The following is a 25,140-nucleotide window of genomic DNA, read 5'->3' on the forward strand; positions in this document are numbered from 1 at the left end:
GATTGTAATAAGATGGATATTACTTCATAAAAGTGGGAGATAGTATGAAACGAGCCCGAATTATATATAATCCGACGTCCGGAAGAGAGCAAATGCGTAAAAGTTTGCCGTATGTATTAGAGCGACTTGAAAAGGCTGGCTATGAAGCTTCTGCCCATGCAACGACAGGGGAAGGTTGTGCAATTAAGGCGGCTAGGTCAGCAGGTGAAAGAGGCTTTGATTTAGTTATTGCTGCTGGAGGAGATGGGACAATCTTTGAAGTGGTCAATGGGTTAGCAGAATTAGAACAACGTCCATTGCTTGGGTTAATACCTGGTGGTACGACGAATGATTTTGCAAGAGCCCTTCATATCCCAAGAGATATCGTAGAAGCTTGTGATGTGTTGTGCGGGGAGCACCAGCAACCGATCGATGTTGGCAAAGTAGGCAGTCAATACTTTATTAACATAGCAGCAGGCGGAACACTAACAGAATTAACGTATGAAGTGCCTAGTAAATTAAAAACGTTAATGGGACAACTCGCTTATTATATAAAAGGATTAGAAAAGTTACCGTCCATTTCACCGACTTCTGTAAGAATTGAATATGACGGAAAGCTATTTGAAGGCGAAATCATGATGTTTTTAGTGTCTAATACCAATTCAGTCGGCGGGTTTGAAAAACTAGCGCCTGATGCCTCAATCCAAGACGGGTTATTTGATTTAATTATCGTTAAAAAAACATCATTCCCTGAATTTATTCGAATCGGTGGTCTCGCGATGCGCGGTGAGCACATGAACCACCCAAAAGTTATCTATACACAAGCTAACCGGATTAAGGTTTATGTTGAAGGAGACATGCAGTTAAACCTTGACGGTGAATATGGCGGGATGTTACCAGGCGAATTTGTCAATCTGTATCAACATTTTCAAATCCTGTGTCCTCCAAAAAAATAAACCAACAAAAAGAGCATTACGATGCTCTTTTTTGTTTGTCTCCAATAACAGCGTTAAGGGAATACTGTTGGGAGCGCTAAAAGTTTATAAGTAAGTCAAAGTTTTTTATATACATTTAGTTATGCTACAATCATGGGAGCATATTTCGGACGTAAAGGAAGAGAGATAATGAGTAAAAATAATATACCAGTTCAAAAAAACCAACAATATGAAGTAGTATTTGAAGATTTAACCCATGAAGGAGCAGCCGTTGCCAAAATTGATGGCTATACCCTTTTTGTACCTAAAGCTCTTCCCGGTGAACGTGGAGTTGTAAAAGTAACAAAAGTTAACAAAGGATACGGATTTGGCCGATTAATGGAACGACTAGAAACGAGTGAGCACCGAGCGGAACCACCTTGTCCTGTCTATCATCAGTGTGGTGGCTGTCAATTGCAGCATTTAAGCTATGACGCCCAACTGAGACAAAAGCAAAAGATGGTACAAGATGTACTTGAGAGAATAGGTAAGATTTCAGATATTCCAGTGCACCCCACATTAGGTATGGAAGACCCATGGAGGTATCGCAACAAGGCTCAAGTTCCCGTGGCGACAAGAGAGGGTGGGCTGGTTGCTGGATTTTATCAAGAAAGGACCCACCATATCATAGACATGGACGAGTGTTTAATTCAACAAGAAGCAAATGATAAAGTCGTTCAAACCGTGAAAGACATTGCAAATAAGCTTCATATTAAAGGATATGATGAAGAAAAGCATAAAGGTGTATTACGTCATGTTGTAGCCAGATACGGGTTAGTCACGAAAGAAGTCATGGTTGTCCTTGTTACAAGAACCATTGATTTACCTCATAAAGAGCAGCTCATTTCAGATATACGAGAGCGACTTCCAGAAGTGAAATCGATCGTACATAACATAAATAGTAAGAGGACCAATGTGATTTTTGGTGATCAAACCGATATTCTTTGGGGTGAAGAGTATATTTATGATTATATTGGTGAAGTGAAATTTGCGATTTCTGCAAGATCGTTTTATCAAGTCAATCCTGAGCAAACAAAAGTGTTATATGATAAAGCGTTAGAATATGCACACTTGTCAAGTGAGGATACGGTAATTGATGCGTATTGTGGAATTGGGACGATTTCGTTATTTTTAGCACAAAAAGCGAAGCACGTCTACGGTGTAGAGATTGTACCTCAAGCCATTGATGATGCGAAGCGAAATGCAGAATTAAACAACATAGATAATGTCGACTTTGCCGTCGGTGAAGCAGAAAAAGTTATCCCGTGGTGGCACGCCCAAGGTATTCGTGCAGATGTCATCGTCGTAGATCCACCGCGAAAAGGCTGTGACGAAGCGTTACTGAATACCATTATTCAGATGAAACCGAAGCGAGTAGTGTATGTTAGCTGTAATCCAGCAACATTAGCCCGCGATTTACGAGTACTTGAAGACGGCGGTTATCAAACGAAAGAAGTTCAACCTGTCGACATGTTCCCTCATACGATGCATGTTGAAAGTGTTGCGGTGTTAGAATTGAAATAAGACCATTAAATCAAAGGATGAAACGATGAGCAAAGAAGCGAAGTTAAAAATAAAACAAAAGTTTGTTAATGAGTATAGAAACGGGTATCCGTTGCTATCGAAAGAAGCCGTTAGTAACTTGAGAGACGTTACAGTTGAAGGAACAATTGTCCAACTAGTCGATGAAAAAAGTCATTTTATTGCTAAAGGCTATTACGGAAAACAGAACAAAGGGTTTGGCTGGGTCCTTTCAAAAGAACAGAATGAAACCTTCGATCAAACATTTTTTGAAGCTAAACTCTCTGGAGCATTTAAACATCGAAATCACTTATTCAATGACCCAGAAACGACAGCATTCCGAGTGTTCAATGGCGAAGGTGATGGCATCGGTGGTTTAACGATTGAGTACTTTGACGGTTATTACTTAATTCATTGGTACAATCAAGGGATTTATGAATTTAAGGATGAAATTATTCGAGCCCTTCAAACGGTTGTAGAGTTTAAGGCGATTTATCAAAAAAAGCGATTTGCAACAGCTGGAAAATACATTGAGGAAGATGATTTTGTTACAGGTGAACAAGGTCAATTCCCTATTTTTGTGAAAGAAAATGGCGTACGCTTTGCGATCTACTTAAATGAAGGAGCAATGGTGGGAGTGTTTTTAGACCAGCGTGAAGTGAGAAAAGCCATTCGGGACAAGTATGCGAAAGGAAAAACGGTCTTAAATACCTTTTCCTATACCGGTGCCTTTTCCGTTTTCGCCGCTCTTGGTGGGGCTAAGAAAACGACGAGTGTCGATCTAGCTAATCGTAGTTTGAGTAAGACGATTGAACAGTTTAGTATTAACGATATTGATTATGAAGCACAGGATATTATTGTGGAAGATGTTTTCCATTATTTTAAATATGCGGGAAAGAAAAATTTAAAGTTTGATATGGTCGTTTTAGATCCGCCTAGTTTTGCAAGGTCCAAGAAACATACGTTTAGTGCGGCAAAAGATTATACGAATTTATTGAAAGAAACGATTGCAATTACAGAAGATAATGGCGTCATTGTAGCTTCTACTAATTGCAGTTCGTTTGGAATGGGTAAGTTTAAAAGTATGATCGAGAAAGCATTTAAGGAAATGAATGGAAAGTTTAAGTACTTGGAAGAGTATTCGCTGCCAAGTGATTTTAAGACATTAAAAGAGTTTCCAGAAGGGAACTACTTGAAGGTAGTATTTATTGAAAAGATAAAAGGATAAAATAAACGAAGTACCGTGCATGTATTTGGGCACGGTACTTCGTTTATTTTATAAAGGTTGTTCAAGATTACCTGGATAATCACAATATTCTACGATGGTTCCTTCTGTATCAGCAGGGTTTAAGTAAATTAATCTTCGTCCATGTTTATTGATCCTTAATGTATCTTCTAGCGTTCGAATTCCTTGTTGTTTCAATTCTATTAAAGCTTCATCAAGGTTATTTACTCGGTATGCGATATGATGAACACCTTTGCCTTTTTGTTTAATAAACCGGGTAATAGGTGAAGTCGTATTATTCGTTGGAGCTAATAACTCGACTTTATCACCATTAATATCCAAAATGGCAATTTCACTCTCAACACCTTTGGCATCACTTCTATACCTGTCTATTAGTGTCCCGCCTAATATGTTCTTGTAAAATGAAAGACTTTTATCTAAATCTCTTACAGCTATACCAATATGGTCAATTACTTTTTCCACTTGTTCCACTCCTCCAATTTAAGTTTGACTCGATTTAATGTATTGTTTAGTATAATCGATTTATTTTATTTTTGTTAGAGAGGGAGTTTTTATGAAGCAAACTTATTATGCAGTAATTTTTGACTTAGACGGAGTATTGGCTGATACAGTTGAATACCACTACTTAGCAACAAAACGAGTAGCCGACGAGTTGGATATTCCTTTTGATAGAGTGCTTAATCAAAAAATGCAAGGAATGAGTCGAGCTTCGTTGATTGAAGCACTTGTTAAAAATAGCGACTCTTCATTTACTTCAGAGCAGAAAGAAGAACTAGGGAACCGGAAGAATGAATACTATCAACAACTGATTGGACGCATTACACGTAAAGACATCTTACCGGGGATGGCCAACTTTCTGGAACAATTAAAACAAAATGACATAAAGCTAGCCATCGCTTCTGCTAGCTCTAACGCAAAAACCGTGTTAAACCATTTAGAAATCAGCCATTTTTTTGAGCACATCGTGGATATTCGCGATGTCCAAAAGATGAAACCTGATCCGGAAATTTTCTTAAAAGCAGCCGATGCCTTGCATGTTTCATACGAGAATTGTATTGCGATTGAAGATAGTGAAGCTGGAATTAAGGCGATTAAACAAACACCGATGTTTTCAATTGGGGTAGGTACTCATGCAGCGGTAAAAGCAGCCGATTGGCATGTGAATGACACGAGTGAAATTACGTATGAAAAGCTGACAGAAATTGTGGTACTAGGCGATTCGTTTCGTTCTTAATTATTTTGGTGTCCATCTGTAATTTTGTAGCATCGTATGGATTTATTTTCGTTTTGAACTTGGTTTAGCGGACACACAGGCCTTTATTTAAGAAGAAACCATCTATTCTATTTAGTTACAGGACTCAGAAGCCCTTATTTATTACTGTTTGTGATGTTTTTGAATGGTTTTAAGCAAATAAAGGCCACTCAGTCCGCAAGATATTAAAATTAGGTGATTTACCCTAGAATAAGGTCCTCTCAGTCCGCTAAATTGCTAGCCTGCACGATTCAATAATTAGCGTATCAGAATCAAGGCCGAATGGAACGTTGCAGATAAGAGCTTATCTTAAATCGCTATTACGGAACATTTTCCTTTATCCAGTCATCAATTAGTTTATGTTACATAGCTTCTAATAAGGGTAGTTTCAAATAAACGTTAGAAAAAGCATGTTTGTAAACCAAACGGCAACACCCTCAAACGACATGAAAAATTGAGGAGGCGACGTTTACATGACTGAGATGGACAGAGTGTTAGCTAAGGATGAGAAGTATGTCTGGCATGCAATGAAGCCGTATAACCCTGAGGCTACAATGGTTGTTCAGGAAGCAAGTGGGGCTTGGATAACAGATACAGATGGAAAAAGGTACTTAGATGCGATGGCCGGATTATGGTGTGTTAATGCGGGGTACGGGAGAACGGAGTTTGCCGATGCAGCCCATGACCAGTTGAAAAAGTTAGCGTATTATCCGTTAACACAAAGTCATTTGCCTGCGATTGAATTAGCTGAAAAGCTTAATAATATGTTAGAAGATGATTATGTTTTCTTCTTTTCGAACAGCGGATCTGAAGCGAATGAAACGGCTTTTAAAATTGCGAGACAGTATCATGCACAAAAAGGAGACCATCATCGACATAAGATCATTTCTCGATATCGTTCGTACCATGGAAATACGATTGCGACTTTAGCTGCAACAGGGCAGGCTCAACGTAAATATAAGTATGAACCGTTAGCTTCGGGCTTTATCCATGTCCCGCCGCCAGACTCGTACCGCTCGCCGGAAGATTCTTCTGCCACACCAAGAGAATTAAAGTCGGTTCAAGCTATAGAACAAGTCATGACTTGGGAGCTAAGTGAAACGATTGCTGCTGTGATTATGGAGCCGATTATTACAGGCGGCGGTATTTTAATTCCACCCGATGGATATATGACAGGGGTTAAAGAAGTTTGTGAAGAACATGGCGCTCTGTTAATGGTCGATGAAGTAATTTGTGGCTTTGGAAGAACGGGTAAGCCATTCGGTTTTATGAATTATGGAGTCAAACCTGACATCATAACGATGGCCAAAGGGATTACAAGTGGATATTTACCATTAGCAGCAACAGCGGTGAAGCGGGAAATCTATGAAGCGTTTAAAGGTTCAGAGGAATATGATTATTTTCGTCATGTGAATACGTTTGGCGGGAGTCCTGCTTCTTGCGCAGTTGCTCTTAAAAACCTAGAAATAATGGAAAAAGAAAACCTGTTTGAGCGCTCCAAGCAAGTGGGAGAGCAAACGCTGACAAAGCTTAGGAATGCAATAGCTGACCACCCGAATGTTGGTGATGTTCGAGGAAAAGGTCTATTAATGGGTATCGAGCTAGTAACCTGCAAAGAGACGAAAGAGCCTCTTAATGTAAAACTAGTAAACCAAATTTTAAGTGCTTGTAAAAATGAAGGATTAATTTTAGCGAAAAACGGGGCAACGGTAGCGGGGTATAATAATGTGATATCCATTTCGCCTCCACTCACTATTGAAGAAAAGGATCTTGATTTCCTGATTTCAACCGTTAAAAAGGCGATTGACCAGTTATAAAGAGAGAGTAGAAAAAACAGGCGGTAAGCCTGTTTTTTCTTTACAAATCTATTAATGTGTATTTAGGTTTTCAGCCTTTTCGGTTAACGACGTTGATAAGTAGGTGAGGCTTCTCGTTGCTGTATTAATTTCCTGAATCGCGGCAATGATTTCATCAATATCTTTTTTGTTGTTTTGAAACATTGTCGAGTATTGGTCCATTTCCATCCCAACTGTAGTTAAGCCGTTTTTTACGGTTTTTAAACTGATATTTGATGTTTTAGTAGATTGCGTCATGAGGTTCATTGTATTCGTTAAACTAGTGATGTTTTCATTACTATCTTTTACAAGTGAAATAATGTCATTGCTAAGTTGTTTGGAAGATTCGGCTAGTTTGCGCACTTCGGTTGCTACAACAGAAAAGCCTTTCCCATGTTCCCCTGCACGTGCTGCTTCAATAGAGGCATTTAAAGCGAGTAAATTGGTTTGATCGGCAATCTTTTCAATTTCAGCGGTCATCGTGTTAATTTGATTTGAGATCGATTTCATATCCTCAATTTTTTCTAACGAGATATTCACTTCTGTCATTAAAGTAGAAAAGGAATTCTCCATCTCAACCATATCATGTTCACTTTTTGTCATTAAGTTTTTAAGGTTTTGACTGCTTTTAACGGTACTTTCAGTGTCGTTCCCAATCCTCACAGCTTTTTCAGCCGTTTCCGTCGTTGTTGCTTCAGTTTGCTCAATAGTCGCGGCTAATTCTTGGCTAATAGCTGTTAATTCCTCTTGAAGCTGGTAGTTTGCGCGATTGAGAGATTCGATTTCATTGATACGGCTTTGAATATATGTGTCAACAATCATTTGAGAGTCAAAATTAATGGCATGTGTGACAGCTATAATAGCCCTGCCTAGTTTTTCCGGTTCATGTTCGAGATGCTTGACGAGTTGGGGGATCAGCAAGGTTTGAAAAAGTTGGTAAGTAGCTAAAAACCACCCAATAGGAAGCTCTCCTTTATTATGAGCACCGCCGATTCTTTCACGTTGTAATATGTATTGGTCGTTTATTTCTCCAGAAAAAATGGATCTTAAGTAAAAATGAAACACCTCAAACAATCGTTCACGTGAAGAATGGGTCGTTGCTATTTTTTCAAGCATTGGAAATTGAAGAACGTGGTCCAATGTTTTATTCAAAAGTTGATCCGAGAGTTGTAAGACGACTGGCTGTAATTCCTTTAATAAGAGAGCATGGTCTTTATAAAATGTCATGTACTGAAGGCGTAATTCTTTTTGTTTATCGGATAGTTTAAAAGAATCCCCCGTTGGAAGCTCAAGTTTTGGTTGATATTCTTCTTTCTTTTTTAATTGAAATAACATACCATCCCAACCTTTCTAGGTTTTTCGTACTAGTTCTTGTGCTATAAATATACAATATATGTATAAGTTTTGTCTATGTATTTATAAGAGTTTTTATATAAAAGATAAAATTATAAATAGAATAAGATATTATTTAGACTTGTCTCATATCTATATAGAAGCATGTATAGATAAGGAGAGTCTCATGAAAACATTTTTTAAAGGTGCACTTCTATTAGTTATTGCGGCATTTTTGAGTGAGTGCCTTGAGTTTGTTATTAACATGGTATTGGCTCGAGAATTAGGGGATGAAGCGCTAGGGCGTTATATGTCCATTCTCCCAACGATTATTTTAATTGTTGTTCTCGCCAGTATAGAACTGCCAATATCCATTTCTAAGTTTATTGCGGAGCAAGATAAAAAATATCATCTCAACATGTTGCAACATACACTAAGGTTTACGTTGTTATTCACAATTATTTTTGTCCTGCTCGTTACAGTTGTTCTACCGTTTATTCCTGTGTTCGATCGTTATCATCCGATGATTCGCTGGCTGATTATTTTATTAATCCCAATCATCTCACTATCCTCAGTAGCTAGAGGATACTTTATGGGCTCACATCGAATGGGGAAGATCGCATTATCTAACTTTTTACGACGCGCAGCTCAACTGATATTACTAGTGATCCTTTTCCAGTGGTTTAATTTTGAACATGAATTAGCGATCCTCATTGCGATATGTACGTTAATTGGCAGTGAGTTAATTGTATTTTTATATTTAATAACCGCCTATTTTCTACAGTTAAATTCTTTGAAAAAGGAACCTAGTGAAAAGATAAGTGGAAAGACCGTACGGCAGCAATTGCTAGCCGTTTCTATTCCAACGACAGGTGTTCGAATTTTTCATGCGGTAACATTTGCTATAAAACCTTTTTTAATCAAAGCAGCTTTACTTAATTCAGGGTTAACTGAGGCAGTAGCAATGGCCCAATATGGTAAATTAGCAGGTGTGGCCTTTACAATCGGTTTCTTTCCTGCATTTATTGCGCATTCCTTGCTAATCGTTCTCATTCCGACGGTTTCTGAAGCCTATGCCAAACGAGACTTTATCAAACTACAAACACTATTACAGAAAGTAATGCTATTTACTTTCTTTTATGGACTCGTAGCAGTCACTATTTTCTATGTGTACGCTGAGCCGCTAACGACCTTGTTCTTTGAGTCGTCTCGAGCAGCGGGATACCTGCAGCTATTATGTCTTTACTTTTTATTTCACTATTTCGTTATGCCGATGCAAGCGTATTTAATTGGTCTTGGACTGGTAAAGGATGCGTTTCTTCATGCGGTTTGGGCAACGATTATTTCATTTGCTTTAATGTATTTCCTCGGTTCAATGGAGCAGCTGCAAATGCAAGGTATCATCATTGGAATGAACACAGGAGTTGTATTATTGACTTTGATGCACTACGTTACCATTTGTAATAAAATAGGATCAACATTACTGCTGCGAGCACCATCTCATTTTAAGTATTAAAGATGTTTTTCTTTTATAGATTTAGGCAATACCGGTAGTATGAAAGGAAGGAGAGGTAACATGAACTGGATAAAAATACTGCTTAGTGTAAGTATGATCTTTTTCTTTGCAGCGTGCGGTAATGCAGAGGAACCTCGGGAAGAATTGCCGGCTGAAGAAGAGCCGATTGAAGAACCAAATGGTGAGGTCGTTGAGGAAGAACCGGCTGAAAAAGAAGAGCCGGCTGCTGAAGCAGATGAGCTAACGTTTAAAGATATTATTGAAGAGTATGACGTTCTTTCGAGTTTTGAAACGGATGGTCCGGGGACAGGTTTAGGACTAGGAATGAATGTTCTTTATAAAGATGAGGATCTCGCTTTTGTTTCGGGACACCAAGCACATGCGCTAGGGCATTTTAGGTTATTAAAAGTCGATCACGAGCAACAAAAGGTCATCGTTACTCACCAATTTTCTGAGGAACAGTATGAAATTTATGAAGAATTGCAAACAAAGGTTCAAGAAGAGGGAGAGCAGGCTGCTTTTGAATGGATGAAAGCACAAGACTCGAATTTCAATGAACTGTTTTTTACATCCGACATTCCGCCCAACACGACAACGGTAACTTGGAATGATCAAGAGTGGGAAGCGATTGAAGTCGAAATAAAAGACGGTGATGAAAAGTATGTATTTGCAAAAGGCAAAGGACTTATCCAAATTCATTATCAAAGCGAATTAGCCCAGGAGATATTTGGAGAAGTTCGAGTAGCGGAGCGAATAGAAGGAGAATAACTTTAAGAAGGCTGTCACATAGGTGGCAGCCTTTTTTCTTTAATATAGAACTTCCAATTAAACCTAAAGGATACTCGGGTTCTTATGGTTACTATTCAACAAACCATATTGAACCTAAAAGAACCATTAGAGAAGTGATTATAATTTTATATACATATCTATAAAGCTAGCAGCAACCGATACGAGTACGATTAAGCATAAAACCCACACTATTTTTCAGAATATTTTAAATGCGCAATTAATTTGGCACGATCATTGCATTAAAAATAGTGAAAGAAAATTTAAGTGAAAAAGGGGAGATAGTAAGTGGTTGAAAAAAGTAAATGGCTATTGTTTTGCTTATTATTATTTATGCTGTTAGCCAGTGCAGTAGCATGCAGCTCCAACCCAACGACGGAGGAAAGTGTTGAAACGGATGACCAAACTGAAGAGAGTATAACAGAGGAGGCAGCTGAAGGAAAAGAGCTGACAATTGGTATAGAGGCAGAACCGACATCGTTAGATCCTTTTAATACGACAGATGGTAACTCAGCAACAGTCCAAAGTACGATGTTCGAAGGCTTACTAAGGTTTAATGAATATATGGAGTTAGTTCCTGTGTTAGCTAGAGATTACACCTATAACGATGACGCAACAGAGATTACATTCACCCTCCAAGAAGGTGTAGCGTTCCACGATGGTACTGCTTTTAATGCGGAAGTAGTAAAAGAAAATCTAGACTTTGTCCGCGATCGTGATAATGGTTTAGCACGTGCATCATTTTTCTCATTTATTAGTGAAGTAGTGGTAAATGATGAGTTCAGTGTGACGATTAAATCAGATGAACCGAACTCAGCCATGGCATCATACATGGCGCATGCTTCAGCTTCGTTTAAATCAATCGAAGAAATCGCTAAGAAGAAAGAAGACGAAAATTACAACTTAGACCGTAATCCTGTGGGAACCGGACCGTTTATTTTTGATGAATGGAGAGATAGTGAACACGTTGTTGTTCGTAAATTTGAAGAGTATTGGAATAGCAGTGAAGCGGCTAGAGTGGAAAGCATCACTTTCAGACCTGTCGTAGAGGCAAGTACACGAGTCAATATGTTAAAAACAGGTGAAGTCGACTTAATTTATCCAATACCGACTCTTAATGCAGCAGAGCTTGAAAACGATGCTGATATTGATTTATATGTAGGCTCTTCTACAGATGTGTTTTATATTGGTATGAACTTTAAGGAAGATAAATATCAAGATTTAAAAGTGCGTCAAGCGATGAACCATGCAGTGGATAAAGATGCTTTGATTGCACAAATCCTTGATGGTTATGGTCAAATCGCTGCTTCCGCTATTGCACCAGCAGTTTACGGATATTCGGGTCAAAGCATTTATGAGCACGACAAAGATTTGGCAAGAGAGTTAATGGCTGAAGCAGGTATAGAGGATGGCTTTAAGGCAACTCTTTGGACAAGAAATACAACTGAGTTCGTTTCTGTTGCAGAGTATGTAGCCATTCAACTGAGTGAGATTGGAATAGATGTTGAAGTTCAAGCATATGAAAGCGGAACATTGTTTGACATGCTGGATGCTGGTGAGAATACAGATCTTTGGATTGGACGCTGGTCGCCTGGAACTGGTGAAGCTGACTATGGGTTACGCCCTAACTTTGCATCCGATCGAGTCCCGCCGAACTTTAATAACTCTGGTTTTTATATTAATGAGGAATTAGATCAATTATTTGATGAGGCTTTACGTACACCGGATCAAGAAAAAGCGTTAAGTGTTTATGCTGATTTACAAAAGAAGATTTATGAAGATGCACCGTGGGTATTCTTGCACATCCCAGATACGATTATTGCAAAGGGTAAAAATGTTACAGGCATTTACGTATTACCGTCAGGAGCTGTTCATTTAAACCAAGCAGATAAGGAGTAATAGTAACAGTTACTTAGACTTTTTTTACTAAGAGCGTGACTCATAAGGTAATATCGGCTGCCTCAACCGCAACTGTAGTTTAATTGTGAAGGAGAAGGGCCAAGAATTTTATGAGTCACTCTCAAAACTCAAAGGTTCGCCTTTAGATTGAAGAGGTGAAAAGTATTGGCAAATTATATTATTAGAAGAATAGTTGGCATGATACCTATTTTATTTATCATAACGATAATCGCGTTCCTATTTGTTCACCTTACTCCGGGTGATCCAATCCGTATTATGTACGGAGCAGAGATTGATCAACAGGCTTATGAGTCCTTGCGTGAGAGAGAAGGCTTCAATGATCCTTTATACGTTCAGTATGGGAAGTATATGTATAACATGGTAGTACATGCTGATTTTGGCACCTCGTATCGTACGAAAACAGATGTCTCTTCAGAAATCATAAGACGATTTGGATATACATTTGTCTTAACGATATTGGCGATGTTCTGGGCCATTATGATCGGGGTATTTGTTGGGATTATTTCGGCAACAAAAAGAAATTCAGTGTGGGATCGATTAGGGATGGTTTCAACCATAAGTGCGTTAAGTGTACCTGAATTTTGGTTTGGCCTAATGGTGATGCAAATCTTTGCTGTTCAGCTTGGCTGGTTTCCGACAAGTGGTAGCGGCACGTTTCAGCATATTATTCTCCCGTCGATTACTCTCGGATTTGGGGTTGCGGCGACTATTGTTCGTTTTACTCGTTCAAGCGTATTAGAGGTAATGAGAGAAGACTATGTCAGAACGGCACGGGCAAAAGGACAAAAAGAGTCTGTTGTTATTTTGAGTCACGTACTTAGAAATGCCCTTATCCCCGTTGTTACGATGACAGGATTACAATTCGGTTTCTTAATCGGTGGGGCGGTTGTTGTGGAACAAGTTTTTGCTTGGCCTGGTTTGGGTTCCTATTTAATTGATGCCATACTTTCGAGAGATTATCCAGTTATTCAAGCTCTAATTTTATTGTTTTCCATGCAGTTTTTAGTCGTTAATTTGTTAGTAGATATCAGCTATGGATTTTTAAATCCACAAATTCGATACGAATAAAAGAAAAAGGAGATTGATCTATGAGCAAAAGAATATATTCGACGTACTCTCCTTTCAAAAATTTTGTAACTAAGTTTTTAAAACAACGCCTCGCAGTCATTGCCTCTATCATAGTAACCATTATTGTTTTCATTGGCCTCTTTGGAAACTGGCTGGCTCCTTACGATCCGTATCGACCAGTTACGATGCAATACGAAGAAAGAGGAATAGACAGCGATCAATTGACGAGTGAGCGAGTCAGCCTTCAAGGCATTTTAAGTGACGGGACTGTAGTAGACAGTGATAAGTTTGAAACGTTACAGGTAGAAAGTGAGAATCGTAGAGTTGCTTCTGTTAGAAGAGTTGGTGACGGAGTCATCGTCAGTGCAAATACAGGCGGCGCGACTAATGCCATTCTTGAAAGTGAAAATGTATCAGCCATCATCCAAGTGAATGTTTCGGGAGAGGACGTTAATGATGAAGAAGTTAAAATTATCAGGTTAGAGGCGGAGCAACCAACCCGAATTTTAGAGTCTGGTGATCGCTACGAAATAGAATTAACTGCTATTTTATCAAATGGAGAGGAAATTAAGGGAATTAAATCAATTCGTTCCTTTTTAGCAGAAAGCTTTGTTGAGGAGGAACAAGCATCTGTAAGCAGCGGGTTCGTTTCAGGAGGACAAGAAACGATGGAAGCTGGAGGATTATCTATTGTCTCTTTAACAAGCGATATCGCATCAGTAACGAATGAAGGTATTGTAACGGTCAGGGGAGAAGGAGATGGACTTGTTAAAGTATCAGCTGAAAATGCCTCTACAGTCGTCCACTTGCCAACAAATGTGGCAGAAGTAAACCCGGTCCTCGTATCCATTGTTCCAACTGTTTCTGCAGTAAACTTAGTCGATATCTATAAGCATCAACCGCCATCGCAACTACATTACTTTGGTACTGACCATCAAAACCGTGATATTTTCAGCCGTGTTATTATCGGAACAAAAGAAACGTTATTAATTGGGTTTGTTTCAGTGGCTATTGGTGCTTTTGTTGGGACAGCATTAGGACTGATTGCAGGCTATTATGGCGGAAGGTTTGATAGTTTTATTACTAGGTTTACGGATATATTACTTGCTTTTCCAGGGATCCTTCTTGCTATTGCAGTTATCGCGTTCCTTGGAGCTGGGTTAGTAAATATCATATTTGCTGTAGCTATTTTTACCATTCCAATATTTATACGAATAGTTCGCGGAAGTACTTTAGCACTTAAAGAAATGACGTATGTTGAAGCAGCTAAATCAATTGGTGTAAAAGATCGAATTATTATCTTAAGACATATCTTCCCGGGTACATTATCTGTCGTTATGGTTTTTTTAACGATGAGGGTGGGTGTAGCGATATTAATAGGAGCGGCATTGAGCTTTCTCGGTTTAGGAGGAGACATTACAGCACCTGAATGGGGATCCATGTTAAGTGCAGCCAAAGACAATAGTGGAAACCTGTTTCATCCTACCTTTTTTCCAGGGCTGGCTATTGTGATTACAGTGTTAAGTTTTAATATTTTAGGAGATGGATTGCGAGATGCCCTTGACCCGAAGTTAAAAGAATAGGAGGATGACGACAACATGACTAAGAAAGTGTTAGAAGTTAATGAATTAAAAGTAATTTTTAAAAGTGACGGTAAGGAATTAACGGTAGTCAACGGTATTTCCTTTCATATTAACGAAGGTGAAACGCTTGGTGTAGTAGGAGAGTCTGGTTGTGGGAAAAGTGTAACTTCTCTATCGATCATGAGGTTAATTCCTTCCCCACCAGGAAAAATTGCAGGTGGGGAAATAAAGTATAACGGAAAAGACTTATTGAAATTAAAAGAACGAGACATGAGGCGGATTCGTGGAAATGACATTTCAATGATTTTTCAAGAACCGATGACATCGCTTAACCCCGTTTTTACGATTGGGAAACAATTAGATGAAGTGCTCCTGTTGCATCGGGAAATCTCAAAAAGAGAAGCGAAAGAGCATTCGATTAGTATGCTGAAGTTAGTCGGGATCCCAAGAGCTGAACAAATATATGACAGCTATCCTTATCAACTGTCTGGTGGTATGAGACAAAGGGTCATGATTGCAATGGGACTTGCATGTGAGCCGCAGCTACTAATTGCTGATGAACCGACAACTGCATTGGATGTGACGATTCAAGCACAAATCCTTGATTTAATGCGAGGGTTAAAAGAAAAAACAAACACGTCTATTATGTTCATTACACATGATTTAGGTGTTGTCGCGGAAATGTGTGAGCGAGTAATTGTTATGTATGCAGGTGAAATTGTAGAGCAAGCAGATGTAGATACGATATTCAATGATCCTAAGCATCCTTATACTATAGGTTTGCTTGGTTCCATACCAAACATTCATGAGAAACGAGACCGACTCTATTCGATTGCTGGTCAAGTACCGCCAGCAGGAACAATTATAACAGGCTGTCGCTTTGCAGACCGTTGTGACAAAGTAATGGATTATTGCAGGGAACACGACCCCCAATTACTACAGCTAAAAGAAGGACATTCATGTCGATGTTTTCTTTACCAAGATAGGAGTGTTGAAGTATGACATCCACATTACTTGACGTTAAAGATCTCAAAATTTATTTCCCTATAAAAAAAGGGTTAATAAAGAAAACAACAACCTATGTCAAAGCTGTGGATCAGGTATCGTTTTCCGTTCGTGAAGGTGAAACGCTTGGCCTAGTAGGAGAATCGGGCTGTGGTAAATCGACCACTGGAAGAGGAATTACTCAGTTGGTAAAGCCGACAGCTGGAAGCATAATGTTTGATAACTGTGATTTGAATGATTTATCCGTTAAAGAGATGCGAAGAAAGCGAAAAGAGCTTCAGATGGTCTTTCAGGATCCTTATGCTTCTTTAAACCCTAGATTAACAGTAGAAAATATTTTAGCTGAACCGTTAAAAGCCCATGGGATAAAAGATCGAAATAAAAGAAAAAAAATGATAGAAGAGATCATGGAAGTATGCGGGTTGAACAAGGCTTTTATCAACCGCTATGCACATGAGTTTTCGGGTGGTCAACGCCAAAGAATTGGAATAGCCCGGGCCTTAATATTAAAGCCGAAGATGATTATCGCAGATGAACCTGTTGCAGCATTGGATGTTTCAATCCAGGCACAAATTTTGAATTTATTAAAAGATTTACAAGAAGAGTTTAAATTAACCTATCTTTTCATTTCCCATGACCTAAGTGTGGTTCGGCATCTATGTAACCGAGTGGCTGTTATGTATTTAGGAAGAATTGTAGAAATCGGGGAAACTGATAAAATTTACGACAACCCGCTGCATCCATATACAGAGACTTTATTATCAGCCATTCCTATTTCTAACCCGCGTGAAAAGAAAGAGCGAATTATTTTACAAGGCGATGTCCCGTCTCCTGTAGATCCACCGTTAGGATGTGCCTTTGTTGGCAGGTGTCCAAAAGTGATGGATCTTTGTCATGAACAACGGCCCGAATTAAAGGAAATAGAAGGTGGACATCGTGTTGCTTGTCATTTGTATGAAAATGAAGGCTTACAATTGGAGGAAAGTAAAGATGAGAAAAGCGTTTACCAATATATCGGCTAAATTGTTGGTACTACTAGCGGTGTTAAGTCTGTTTGCACCTTCTAGTTTTCTAGCGAACGAAAAAGAGAAAAAGAGTTCTATGCCTGATCATGTACATCAATCTTCACTTCAATCCCTATCCATACAAGGAGCGGAACTCGATCCCCCTTTTTCAAAGGATATATTAAACTACAAAACCACTGTCAGTGATGGAAACAAGGTCGACTTAATTATAGAAGCGACAGCTAAAAATGCCAAAGTTTCTATAAATGGCAGAAAAGCTAATGCGAATAAAATTGTTCAACTAGAAGTACCTAACCATCAGAACATCATTACTATTGATGTAGCAACTACACATGGAATAGAACAAACGTATACGGTTGTTGTTCAAAAAGAGAACGAATATGAATTACAGGACGTTAAACTGATACAAACAGGTGAAGGTTCATCCATTCATCATTATCAATTAGGTTTTTTCCCGGCACGAAACATGGACGGTGTAGAAGCTTACTTACTGTTCTATTCGAAAGAAGCCTATATGGATGTTTGGAATTATGTTCGTCATTTATCGGCTGCTGAGATTGAAGCTTATTTAACTTCGAACACAAGTAGTGAACATAAAAATAAAATCTATAAAATTAGTAATTTAAGTTATGCAGACGGAGTCGGAAATACGTTTCGAGAAGGCCAACTCGATATTATGACGGGAAAGCCGCTAGAAGTAGGTGAGTATGTCGCGTATGCAGCAACTTTAGGAGCAAATGGGGTTTTAGGAATGTCAGAAGCAGATCGAAAAATTGAAATCATGCCATTTCCTGTGAATGTCCAAGTTAGCGGGGAAGGTACAGAGATTGAGAACTATGCGGTAACATTCGATCATCCACAAGACAATCGAGTAACACATTACTTTATTTTTTATTCAGAAGATGGATTAACACGCTTAGTCGAACCGAAACTTGAAGGGAAAACTAAAGCTCATTTAAAAGAGTTGGTTGATCAGGGAAGAGGCAAGCTTGAATCAAGAGACGAGGTTGGTAGCAGTGCGGTTAACTTTAGGGAGAACCAACTCACAATTGATGGAAAATCACTAGGTACTGGACTATATTACGCTTATGTATTGGCCGTTGGCGAAGCGCAAAACTTTGGTATAGCCAAGTCATTTCAAATGATAAATACTAACCCAATGCCCAAGCCATTAAGTACCATTGGTGATGGAAAAGGAACATTAATTCCAGCTGGTGGCTCAACAAGTAGTGTGAGCGCTTACTTTGAAGCGATTAGATCAGCGGCTTCAGTAGATAGGCCTAGAATTGCTATTTTTAATAGTTCAAGAGACTCTGTCGATGTGGCATATGATCACTTTCATTTAGATGACCCGCCTTATAATTCATTAAAGAAAGATTTTGAGAATTGGGGGTTTGAGCCTGTTTATATTCCACTGGCGATTGATACGTACGAGTTTATTGCCCATGACCCTTATTTTGTTAACTTAGTAAAAAGCAGTCATGCTGTTATGTTGCAAGGTGGAGATCAAGTAAAACATGCGAGATCTTTGCTAAATGACAATGATTCCCCATCACCTTTATTAGAAGCAATTAAATATGTGTATGAAAATGGCGGTGTCGTAGCAGGGACAAGTGCAGGTGCTCATGTAATGAGTCAACCGATGTTTGGTGTAGGAGACAGCTTGACTTCTCTTACAATTAATCAAACAGAAGAAAAAACGTTAAATGATGTTCCGTTAACAGGTTTTTTAAACCCGACAACCTCTGGAAACAACTTATTTATGCCTGGCATTGGCCTAGCAGAAGATATTCTGTTTGATACTCATTTTGATGCGCGCGGACGATTAGGACGCCTTTTAGTAGGTATGAGAGATACTGGTCATACATTGGGGATCGGGTTAGATGAAGGAACAGGTCTACAAATGAGAGGAACTGTTGGTGAAGTTGTTGGGTTAAATGGTGTATTTATATTAGACCGCTCAGAAGCTGCTGTAAATGGTCCAGGTGTTAAGCCGGGATTTGAAACGACAGGAGTTCGCTTACACTATTTAACTTCCGGTGACCAGTATAACTTTAGTACAAAGGAAGTTATTCCAGCTTTAGATAAAAGTGTTGTAGATTCAGCTGAGAGTGACTCGTATAATAGTCAAAATTTGTTCGGTGGAAATTATGAGACGACAAAGTCACTTATTGCTTTTGCGAATAGTTTACAAGAAGAGTTTGTTACAGAAATCAATCACCAGCCAAACTATAATCTAACGTGGTCAAGAGATGAGCTTACTAAGAACTACACAAGTGATGAAAGTTTTACAACAAGGGATTTAAAAGCCTACAAGAAACCAACAATTATGAATATGATCCTTGATTTAACCCCTCAAGATACTCTAGTAGAACCACAGCCTGTTTCTATTGAAAGTGTGAAAACTTATTCGTATAACGATACGTTCTTTATTCAATTTACAGGACCGATTGACCCGGTATCAGTTAAGAAAGAAACGATTGATCTAGAGGGGCTTACTCACGTATCTTGGTCACCTGATTACTTACCCGAAAGCTTGGAAATTGAAGTTAGAGCAACAGAAGATATACCAATTGGTTACAAGATTACCATCCAAAACTTGAAGGATATGAACGGAAATACTCTACCTCCCGAAACGTGGAAAAAAGTAGGTGGTGAAAATACAGATTGGGAAAAAGTCTCAGAGTAAAGTCTATTAGAAGAGTATTGGATAAAAGGTGGATAAAATAATGATTAAATTGATTAAGAACGCTGAGGTTTACAACCCAGAGTATCTTGGAAAAAAGGATGTCTTAATTGTAGATCGTAAAATTGGAGCAATTGAAGATGAGATCGCAGTTGAGTGTTTTCCTTCTGTTGAGGTTTTAGACGGTAATGGAAAAGTAATGGTCCCTGGCTTTATAGATCATCATGTTCATATTATCGGTGGAGGCGGCGAAGGAAGTTACCGGACGAGAACACCAGAATTACAGTTGTCCGATGCACTGTTAGGTGGGATTACGACAGTTGTTGGTGTTATCGGAACAGATGGAACAACTAGAACGATGACAAGTCTGATAGCAAAGGCAAAAGCGTTAAAAGAAGAAGGGATTACTTGTTATGTGCACACTGGATCCTATCAGGTCCCTGTCAAAACATTAACAGGGAAAATTGAGGATGACCTTATTTTAATAGAAGAAGTCATAGGAGTAGGAGAAATTGCAATTTCAGACCACCGTTCTTCACAGCCAACGTGTGAAGAGTTAGCTAAAATTGCAGCAGCTGCTCGTGTAGGTGGCATGTTATCTGGTAAAGCCGGTATTGTAAATGTGCATATAGGCGATAGTTCTTCTAAACTATCTTTACTGCAGGAAATTGTTGAAAATAAAGATATTCCAATTCGTCAGTTTTTACCTACTCATATTAATCGAAACCGGCAACTGTTTGAAGCAGGGATTGCATATGCTATTCATGGGGGCTATGTCGATTTAACGACTTCTAGTGTTCCACAGTTTTTTGAACAAGGAGAAGTAAAGTGCAGTACAGGTTTAAAAGAGATGTTAAGTGCAGGTGTACCAGTTGAAAGGATTACCTTTACTTCAGATGGTCAAGCGAGCCTCCCAGAGTTCGATGACGACGGCCTGCTGATTGGCCTGCAAATTGGGAAGGTAACCTCTCTTTATCAAGAAGTTAGGGATGCGATTATAAATGAAAGAGTGAAAGTGGAAGATGCGATAAAAGTAATTACTTCTAATCCAGCTGATATTCTAAAGCTAACGCAAAAAGGATACATTGAGGTTGGCCGAGATGCAGATCTAGTATTGTTGGATGAGGAAAGTTATGAAATAAATTCGGTTATGGCATTAGGGCAGAAGATGTTGTGGGATCGAGACTTACTTGTAAAAGGAACTTTTGAGTAAAAAAGATACTAAAGTAATAGTATTTAAGGGAGTTTATATGTGTTGCACGAAATAGATTGAAAAATATCATTCTTTTAGACTACGAGATAAACGTTCATTATTATTCAAAATATTATTATAATAAAGTAATAGTAGAAACAAAGAAACGCTGCCCCTTAAATGGTTCAGTGTTTCTTTGTATAATGCAAACTTGAACTAGTAGTTTAAGTAACATGTAAGCCTTTCATAAAAAGAGAGAGGTGAGAGAATGGCCATTGAAACAAAAGAAATCACGCTGTTAGCTGGTTCAGAAGAAACAAGAAAGACATTAGCGGATCAATTGAACGAGATTCTTGGAGATTTTATCCGAGTGAGAAGCTATGCAGTCGATACGAACGAAGTAATCACGGTTCATAATCAGCTCGTAATTTTATCTTCATACCTTATAGAAGAAGAAGCAAAGCCTTATATTGGAGCAAACTGCTCAGTTCTTGTCGCCCATCGCATTGTAAATTTTCAAAATATAGAGAAGATTTACTCAATACCAAAAGGTGAAAAGGTGCTATATGTAAATGATTATCTAGAGACTGTGAATGAAGCTATCTCTTCATTTGAAAAATTAGGAATTGACCACTTGGATTTCATTCCATTTTATCCAGGGAAAAAACAGAAAGAACCGGTAAAGTTTGCGATTACACCTGGTGAATTAGACCTGGTCCCTTCTTTTGTTGAAGAGGTTATTAATATTGGACCGCGTCTAATTGATATTACGACGTTAATTACGATTTTAAATCGTCTAGGACTTCTTGAAGCGAGACAAGAACAAGTCTCTGGAAAGTACATAAAAACGATTACTCAATTAAGTAAAAAGTTAGGCAGTTTAAGTCAGGAAGCGACTATTAGGACCGAACACCTTAAAAAAGTGGTAAACGGAGTAAATGATGGTATTTTAGCCGTCGATTGTAATGGTAAAATAACTGTTTTTAATGAAATTTTAGAACGTTTCTTACGTATGCCTGTAAAAAAGGCCGTCAATCGCGATATACAAGATGTTATTTCACATAAAGAATTAGTTCAGTTCATATTAAATGAGCAGGAAGAAGAAGATCGTTATTTTACAATTGAAGATCGGAGTGTAATTGTTCATCGGTTTACGATTGAAGCAGAGGAAACTGTTGTTGTTACTTTTAAAGATGCTGAAGAAACTGTTGAAATTGAAAAGAAGTTACGAAAAGAATTGTTAAAAAAGGGGTATTATGCAAAATATTCATTTAACGATATTATCGGACTTCATCCTAAATTACAAGAGGTCAAAAAAGTTGCAAATAAGCTTGCACGGACGGATTTGACGATTTTAATTGAAGGAGAAAGTGGAACGGGCAAAGAGTTGTTTTCAAGCTCAATTCATAATGCTTCCCTCAGAAATAAAGGCCCCTTCTTAGCAGTGAATTTTAGTGCCCTTCCTGAAGACTTAGTAGAAAGTGAATTGTTTGGTTACGAAGAAGGGGCTTTTACTGGAGCAAAAAAGGGAGGCAGAAAAGGTCTTTTTGAACAAGCAAATGGTGGAACCATTTTTTTAGATGAAATAGGAGATATCAGCCTGAAAGTTCAAGCAAGATTATTACGAGTTCTTCAAGAAAAGGAATTGCTGCGTATTGGCGGAAATAAAATTATTCCGATTGACGTCCGTGTTATTGCGGCTACAAATAAAGATCTGTTAGCACTCATTGAAGAAGGCAAATTTAGAGAGGACTTGTATCACCGCTTAAAAGTACTTTTCTTACATTTACCTGAGTTGCGAAAACGAAAAGAAGATATTGATTTGCTTGTTCAAGAATTTATAAATCAAAGTGGAAGATTTCATGTGAAAGTAGAGCCGCAAGTTTTGTATAAGTTAAAAGAATATCAATGGTACGGTAATGTAAGAGAATTGAAAAATACGATTGATTATATGCTAGCAGTGTGTGAGGACGATATTATTCGTTTACATGACATTCCTGATGAGGGATTTTTCCAACAAAAAAAGGCGCCCCAAATAAACAAGGAAGAGAGATATTCTGCCCCTATAAATGAACCAACAGTAGATCCTTATTTCCACTACGAGGATGAGCAAGAATTAACAACGCTACTAAAAATAATTGATCAACTGCAACAACAAGGAGAAAGTGTAAGCCGTAAGAAAATAGCTAGGGAAACTCAACTGCAAGTACAACCATTATCGGAACAACAAGTCCGATTAAGGTTAAATAAATTAGAGCAACGAGGGTATATTGAAAAAAGAAAAGGCAGACTTGGTACCCGCTTAACTAGATTAGGTCAAAAATATATACAAACCGTGTATTAACAGAAGAAAAACAAAGAGCGCGAAGTGTAATTCGAACTCTTTGTTTTATTTATTTCCTAATATTTATGTTGATTCTTCATTCGTTTCCTTTTTGGCTTCTTCTAACATTTCATTAATCGTTTCAATATACTCATACAAACTCATCTTGGTATTCCTCCCTTTAATAAATAACAAGAATTTTGTTTCAGTAATATTGTTTCCAATTTTCTAATGATTAAACTAGTAAACTGGAAAAATAGGAAAATGAGATTACTAGCTTTTATTAGAATAGGCTAGAAGGAGCAGAAGTCAGTTAGACATTTCAATATTATCTTATGTAAAAGTTGAGTAGATGTGAGATACTAAGGCAGGAAATTAAATTATTGGTATTTGTACTAACGAGGAGTGAACAGAATGGATAGAATTAAAATGGGAGAGGATTTATCTTTCTCGAGAATCGTTCATGGGCATTGGAGATTAAATGATTGGAACTTAACGACAAAAGAGCTTCTTCATCTAACTCATGCTTGTATAGAAAAAGGATTAACTACGTTCGATCATGCCGATATATATGGGGATTATACTTGTGAAGAGCGTTTTGGCGAAGTCTTAAAACTTGAGCCTGGTTTGCGCTCTAAAATAGAGATTGTTACAAAGTGTGGCATTAAGCTTTTATCAAATAAGCATCCAGACCATTACATTAAGCATTATGATACGAGTAAAGATCATATTATAAAGTCGGTCAATCGATCGTTAAACAATCTTGCTACAGATTATATCGACGTGCTGTTAATTCATCGTCCAGATCCGTATATGGATCCGAGTGAAGTAGCTGAAGCTTTCATCCAATTAAAGGCTGAGGGAAAAGTGCGAGCATTTGGCGTATCAAATTTTACCCCGTCTCAAGTTACGATGCTCGATTCCTATTTACCGTTTTCGTTAGTGACCAATCAAATTGAACTGTCTGTTTTACATACAACGCCGTTTCTTGATGGGGCAATTGACCAATGCTTAGAAAGAAGAATGTCACCGATGGCGTGGTCACCGTTAGCGGGAGGCCGAGTCTTCACAGGAGAAGATGACCAATCAGTACGAGTTCGAGAAACAATAACCAAATTGAAAGATGAGCTAAATGCGGTGTCCATTGATCAAGTCATGTTAGCGTGGCTGCTACAACACCCAGCGAACATCGTACCTATAATCGGAACAGGGAATTTAGAGAGAATTGACCGTTCGATAGAGGCATTAGACATCAAGCTAACGAGACAACAATGGTTTGAAGTGTGGGAGTCATCCCTTGGCCATGAAGTACCTTAACCAAATGTGTTCCAAAGAACAGGTCTCTTAGTGCTTGTCGTTGTTAAGCTAGGTATTTCGATTTTCGCTATCTAGCAGCAGTGCGGGTGACTAGTGGTTGTCGCCTGTTAACGATGGCACACGAAATGAGCGGACTCACAGGCCCTTATTTCCGTAAAAACTGCTCTTTTTTTAATTTAAAGGACTCAGAGGCTCTTATTTACTGCTTTTCGTGTTATTTTCGAATAAATTTAAGCAAATAGGGTCCTCTCAGTCCGCCAAACACCTAATACGGTGGTTTTTATTAAAATAAGGTCCTCTCAGTCCCCGAAATAATACAAGTAATCGAATAGCTCCTCTTCAAGCTAGAGTTGTAAATCCAATCGGGGTGCTCTAGTCCACCATATGCCGTACTACGGGCGCTTTCATTCTTCATATTAGTTGCAGCTTTGATTTGCTCGAGTTCGTTTTGTTCGGTGAAACGCAGCCAGAGCAGTCCCTTGTTTTTACCGCCAGCGGCCAGTACAAATCACCGATAATTAGGTGTCTTTCACTTTTTTCGCACATCTTCTTTTTTTCATTTAAAATAGAAGAAACAATA

Annotated in this window: 18 protein-coding genes; 16 read left to right on the forward strand and 2 right to left on the reverse strand. The window is 38.4% G+C overall.

What is annotated here, in order from left to right:
- The first annotated feature begins 44 nt into the window (after positions 1 to 44).
- From AC2VNP_RS14860 to AC2VNP_RS14870, 3 genes are all read left to right on the forward strand, one after another.
- A complete protein-coding gene (locus AC2VNP_RS14860) occupies positions 45 to 935 on the forward strand; it encodes a diacylglycerol kinase (protein WP_486918072.1) in 891 nt (296 codons plus the stop codon).
- Between the two features lie 168 nt (positions 936 to 1,103).
- Entirely contained in the window at positions 1,104 to 2,477 is a 1,374-nt protein-coding gene (rlmD, locus tag AC2VNP_RS14865; RefSeq protein ID WP_486918073.1) for a 23S rRNA (uracil(1939)-C(5))-methyltransferase RlmD, read from the forward strand.
- 25 nt (positions 2,478 to 2,502) lie between these two features.
- Positions 2,503 to 3,702, forward strand: a complete 1,200-nt coding sequence (locus AC2VNP_RS14870) for a class I SAM-dependent rRNA methyltransferase (protein ID WP_486918074.1) — start codon at positions 2,503 to 2,505, stop codon at positions 3,700 to 3,702.
- A gap of 48 nt (positions 3,703 to 3,750) precedes the next feature.
- Here the strand turns inward: AC2VNP_RS14870 and AC2VNP_RS14875 are convergent, their stop codons facing one another.
- Positions 3,751 to 4,182, reverse strand: coding sequence for a VOC family protein (locus AC2VNP_RS14875; protein ID WP_486918075.1), 432 nt, complete (start codon positions 4,180 to 4,182; stop codon positions 3,751 to 3,753).
- A 91-nt stretch (positions 4,183 to 4,273) separates the two neighbouring features.
- Between AC2VNP_RS14875 and pgmB the strand changes: the two genes are divergently transcribed.
- Both pgmB and AC2VNP_RS14885 read left to right on the forward strand, forming a co-directional pair.
- Positions 4,274 to 4,954 carry a beta-phosphoglucomutase gene (gene pgmB, locus AC2VNP_RS14880; RefSeq protein ID WP_486918076.1) on the forward strand — a complete coding sequence of 227 codons (681 nt, stop codon included), beginning with the start codon at positions 4,274 to 4,276 and terminating at the stop codon, positions 4,952 to 4,954.
- A gap of 491 nt (positions 4,955 to 5,445) precedes the next feature.
- Entirely contained in the window at positions 5,446 to 6,789 is a 1,344-nt protein-coding gene (locus tag AC2VNP_RS14885; RefSeq protein WP_486918077.1) for an aminotransferase, read from the forward strand.
- A gap of 51 nt (positions 6,790 to 6,840) precedes the next feature.
- Here the strand turns inward: AC2VNP_RS14885 and AC2VNP_RS14890 are convergent, their stop codons facing one another.
- On the reverse strand, positions 6,841 to 8,142 hold the full coding sequence (locus AC2VNP_RS14890; protein WP_486918078.1) for a methyl-accepting chemotaxis protein: 1,302 nt from the start codon (positions 8,140 to 8,142) through the stop codon (positions 6,841 to 6,843).
- 184 nt (positions 8,143 to 8,326) lie between these two features.
- Here AC2VNP_RS14890 and AC2VNP_RS14895 point away from each other — a divergent pair, with 184 nt between their 5' ends.
- From AC2VNP_RS14895 to AC2VNP_RS14945, 11 genes are all read left to right on the forward strand, one after another.
- The gene (locus AC2VNP_RS14895; RefSeq protein ID WP_486918079.1) at positions 8,327 to 9,655 is read left to right on the forward strand and encodes a polysaccharide biosynthesis protein; all 1,329 of its coding nucleotides are present in this window, start codon (positions 8,327 to 8,329) and stop codon (positions 9,653 to 9,655) included.
- Between the two features lie 60 nt (positions 9,656 to 9,715).
- Entirely contained in the window at positions 9,716 to 10,423 is a 708-nt protein-coding gene (locus tag AC2VNP_RS14900) for a hypothetical protein (RefSeq protein WP_486918080.1), read from the forward strand.
- Positions 10,424 to 10,729: 306 nt separating this feature from the next.
- Positions 10,730 to 12,340, forward strand: a complete 1,611-nt coding sequence (locus tag AC2VNP_RS14905; RefSeq protein ID WP_486918081.1) for a glutathione ABC transporter substrate-binding protein — start codon at positions 10,730 to 10,732, stop codon at positions 12,338 to 12,340.
- 165 nt (positions 12,341 to 12,505) lie between these two features.
- Positions 12,506 to 13,429, forward strand: coding sequence for a nickel ABC transporter permease (gene nikB / locus AC2VNP_RS14910; protein ID WP_486918082.1), 924 nt, complete (start codon positions 12,506 to 12,508; stop codon positions 13,427 to 13,429).
- Positions 13,430 to 13,449: 20 nt separating this feature from the next.
- Positions 13,450 to 15,012, forward strand: a complete 1,563-nt coding sequence (locus AC2VNP_RS14915; RefSeq protein ID WP_486918083.1) for an ABC transporter permease subunit — start codon at positions 13,450 to 13,452, stop codon at positions 15,010 to 15,012.
- A 15-nt stretch (positions 15,013 to 15,027) separates the two neighbouring features.
- Complete coding sequence (locus tag AC2VNP_RS14920) at positions 15,028 to 16,014, forward strand: ABC transporter ATP-binding protein (protein WP_486918084.1); 987 nt, start codon at positions 15,028 to 15,030, stop codon at positions 16,012 to 16,014.
- Complete coding sequence (locus AC2VNP_RS14925) at positions 16,011 to 17,039, forward strand: ABC transporter ATP-binding protein (RefSeq protein WP_486918085.1); 1,029 nt, start codon at positions 16,011 to 16,013, stop codon at positions 17,037 to 17,039. Before AC2VNP_RS14920 ends, AC2VNP_RS14925 begins: the two co-directional genes overlap by 4 nt.
- Positions 17,008 to 19,731, forward strand: coding sequence for a cyanophycinase (locus AC2VNP_RS14930; protein ID WP_486918086.1), 2,724 nt, complete (start codon positions 17,008 to 17,010; stop codon positions 19,729 to 19,731). Before AC2VNP_RS14925 ends, AC2VNP_RS14930 begins: the two co-directional genes overlap by 32 nt.
- 40 nt (positions 19,732 to 19,771) lie before the next feature.
- Entirely contained in the window at positions 19,772 to 20,941 is a 1,170-nt protein-coding gene (gene iadA, locus AC2VNP_RS14935) for a beta-aspartyl-peptidase (RefSeq protein ID WP_486918087.1), read from the forward strand.
- Between the two features lie 247 nt (positions 20,942 to 21,188).
- Positions 21,189 to 23,264, forward strand: coding sequence for a sigma 54-interacting transcriptional regulator (locus AC2VNP_RS14940; RefSeq protein WP_486918088.1), 2,076 nt, complete (start codon positions 21,189 to 21,191; stop codon positions 23,262 to 23,264).
- Positions 23,265 to 23,657: 393 nt separating this feature from the next.
- The gene (locus AC2VNP_RS14945; RefSeq protein WP_486918089.1) at positions 23,658 to 24,560 is read left to right on the forward strand and encodes an aldo/keto reductase; all 903 of its coding nucleotides are present in this window, start codon (positions 23,658 to 23,660) and stop codon (positions 24,558 to 24,560) included.
- The last annotated feature ends 580 nt before the right edge of the window (positions 24,561 to 25,140 follow it).

Source organism: Alkalihalobacterium sp. TH-98 (genome assembly GCF_057473385.1).

Coding starts and splice junctions, on each gene's coding strand:
- AC2VNP_RS14915 (WP_486918083.1), top strand. CDS start 13,450: ATGAGCAAAAGAATATATTCGACGTACTCTCCTTTCAAAAATTTTGTA.
- AC2VNP_RS14925 (WP_486918085.1), top strand. CDS start 16,011: ATGACATCCACATTACTTGACGTTAAAGATCTCAAAATTTATTTCCCT.
- pgmB (WP_486918076.1), top strand. CDS start 4,274: ATGAAGCAAACTTATTATGCAGTAATTTTTGACTTAGACGGAGTATTG.
- AC2VNP_RS14895 (WP_486918079.1), top strand. CDS start 8,327: ATGAAAACATTTTTTAAAGGTGCACTTCTATTAGTTATTGCGGCATTT.
- AC2VNP_RS14945 (WP_486918089.1), top strand. CDS start 23,658: ATGGATAGAATTAAAATGGGAGAGGATTTATCTTTCTCGAGAATCGTT.
- AC2VNP_RS14900 (WP_486918080.1), top strand. CDS start 9,716: ATGAACTGGATAAAAATACTGCTTAGTGTAAGTATGATCTTTTTCTTT.
- AC2VNP_RS14885 (WP_486918077.1), top strand. CDS start 5,446: ATGACTGAGATGGACAGAGTGTTAGCTAAGGATGAGAAGTATGTCTGG.
- AC2VNP_RS14890 (WP_486918078.1), bottom strand. CDS start 8,142: ATGTTATTTCAATTAAAAAAGAAAGAAGAATATCAACCAAAACTTGAG.
- AC2VNP_RS14930 (WP_486918086.1), top strand. CDS start 17,008: ATGAGAAAAGCGTTTACCAATATATCGGCTAAATTGTTGGTACTACTA.
- AC2VNP_RS14860 (WP_486918072.1), top strand. CDS start 45: ATGAAACGAGCCCGAATTATATATAATCCGACGTCCGGAAGAGAGCAA.
- AC2VNP_RS14940 (WP_486918088.1), top strand. CDS start 21,189: ATGGCCATTGAAACAAAAGAAATCACGCTGTTAGCTGGTTCAGAAGAA.
- iadA (WP_486918087.1), top strand. CDS start 19,772: ATGATTAAATTGATTAAGAACGCTGAGGTTTACAACCCAGAGTATCTT.
- AC2VNP_RS14870 (WP_486918074.1), top strand. CDS start 2,503: ATGAGCAAAGAAGCGAAGTTAAAAATAAAACAAAAGTTTGTTAATGAG.
- rlmD (WP_486918073.1), top strand. CDS start 1,104: ATGAGTAAAAATAATATACCAGTTCAAAAAAACCAACAATATGAAGTA.
- AC2VNP_RS14920 (WP_486918084.1), top strand. CDS start 15,028: ATGACTAAGAAAGTGTTAGAAGTTAATGAATTAAAAGTAATTTTTAAA.